This window comes from Bacteroidota bacterium (assembly GCA_018698135.1).
Classification (GTDB): Bacteria; Bacteroidota; Bacteroidia; order CAILMK01; family JAAYUY01; genus JABINZ01.
The window spans coordinates 1-2,296 of the sequence record JABINZ010000182.1 but is presented as its reverse complement, the minus strand read 5'-3'; the positions used below and the strand labels follow the sequence as shown (position 1 = coordinate 2,296).

General features: G+C 36.8%; 2 protein-coding genes. Both read right to left on the bottom strand.

Annotated features, from left to right (window positions below):
* Positions 1–287: 287 nt before the first annotated feature.
* Positions 288–1,742 carry a hypothetical protein gene (locus HOG71_11870; protein ID MBT5991538.1) on the bottom strand — a complete coding sequence of 485 codons (1,455 nt, stop codon included), beginning with the start codon at positions 1,740–1,742 and terminating at the stop codon, positions 288–290.
* A gap of 72 nt (positions 1,743–1,814) precedes the next feature.
* A partial coding sequence (locus tag HOG71_11865) for a Na+ dependent nucleoside transporter (GenBank protein ID MBT5991537.1) occupies positions 1,815–2,296 on the bottom strand: 482 nt, incomplete at its 5' end.

Below are 2,296 nucleotides of genomic sequence, written 5' to 3'. Positions count from 1 at the left end.
TTAAGGGCATCTCTAAAAACTCATTTCTTTCAAAAAATGAAGATAATGAATAATATGCAAGGCATAATTTTTTAGAATAGCCGTAGCTATTTCAAAAAATTATAACGCAGTCAGATTGTTTATTATCTTCGTTCCCGAAGGATTTTCAGAGTTTTCCATATCCTGCTTCAAATTTTATTACATTATCCCGATAGTGTTTCAAAAATTTGAATTGTCTCTGAAAAACTCTGAAAATTTTGATGCGAAGGAGTTTTTAGAGATGCCCTTAAGATTTGCAAAAAATCTGATTATCGCCAGCCTCCAATAGAATAGTCTTCACCGGCAATACCTTCCGTTCCTCCAAAAGTGTAATATTCTTCCTGTATTGTTTCAAGTGCTTTTCCAGGAACAGGGAAATGTAACATTGTTCCAGCTTGCAAAAGATTCTCTTTTCTCATCTCAAAAAACCCGATTCCAATACCGGTATAAGCAAATTCAACCATTCTTTCGTAATGGATAGCAGCTTGAACTGCAGCAGCATCTGCTGCTACATCAGGTAATTGGCCTCTAATAACTCTTGTTCCAGCGTTAACAATGGCAGCAGCCCCTGCCACATCACCCTTATTTAACATAGCTTCTGCTTTATACATATCGTTTTCCGATGCAGAAAATTCAACAACGTTCATCGTCCAAGCCGAAATATAGTCATCTAATCTGGCATAACGATAGCTACTGAAGTGATATGTTCCCCTGTCTGGACGGAAATTCTGACTAGACAAATATTGATAATCAGTTGCTAACCTTGCATCAATTGAAGTTGACTCAGGAACAACTGTTTCATCTGACCAATAATCAGTAGTGTTCGGATCCGTCAAATTTATGATCCTCATATCAACTCTACCAAAGCCTGGATAAACCATATAGGTTTTAGGAATAAGGTCGTACCAGGTTACATCATCCATATAAATTTCAAAATCCACTGTAAGGCCTGCATTGGCATAAGTCAATACTCGATCCCAGTCGATACTTGATTTTTGTGCACTGTTACGTACATTTCCCACCAAAAAACGTGCTCCCATACTGTTTAGGAATGGCACCAATGTACTATTTGCACCAAAACCTCCAGGTAACCAAGATTCAGGAATATCGACATTTCCTGATTTTGCCAAAGCAATTGCATCGTCGAGCTTTTGAATTGCAAAAATCATTGCTTCTTTATAATCAACAGGTCCTTCGTCAACAACACTATTTTTGTCAGAAATCCAAACCCTATCGAAAACCAATGAAAGGTATCCAACTGACAAAGCCTGACCTACTTTGCCGATCATTTTCATCAAATCAGGATTCTCAAAGCCAACTCCTTTTTCTACCGCCTCAACTAGTAAGTTAGCTTCAAATAACAGTGAATATAATTTATCAAAATAACGACTTGTTGCAAGGTGTTGACCGTAGGCAGGACTATTATTCCAAGCTATTCTGGGCTCACTCGATAAATCATACGACCCCGAAAATGACCACGAACTGGTTGAAACATCTGCCATGGTCTGTAATGCAGCTGCCGGACCGCTATAGTCATGGACTGTCATGTACCACTTATTTAAAATTGTTGAAGCAACTTCAGTAAGTTTTTCTTTGCTTGAAAACAATGCATAGTCATCCGGATGTTCTAAATTATTAACATTCAGATCAAAAGAAAAGTCTTTACACGAAACAAATAAAAATAGAAAAACAAAAAATAAAAAAAAAGCTTTTAATTGTTTCATTTGAGTCAGTATTTAATTAATTGAACCTCTAACTTATTCGTTCAAAAGTCGATATAAAAATCCAGCTATTTTCTACCCCATTATCATCCCAATAATAGTAGCCGACATTAACGAAGCCAGAGTTCCAGCAACCAAAGCTTTAACTCCTAGTTTTGAAAGAAGAACGCGCCGTTTTGGAGCCAGTGCACCAATTCCACCAATTTGAATTCCGATAGATGAAAAATTAGCAAAACCACATAAAATATAGGTTGCCATAATTATTGATTTGGGTTCGGAAAATGCACCGCTGGCTTTTAATTCAGCTAAACTAATATACCCGATAAATTCGGTGAGGATTAGTTTCTCGCCTAATAATCTGCCAACAGTTACTACATCAGCCGGAGTAACTCCAATCAACCACATTAACGGTGCGAAAGTATAACCCAAAATAAACTGTAAAGAAAGGCCATCGAATTTTCCATTAGTTCCCTCAACAATCATTTCATTCAAATTTGTCCACTGACCAATTTTACCAACTATAAAATTGAACATGGCAATAAATGCAATAAATGCCA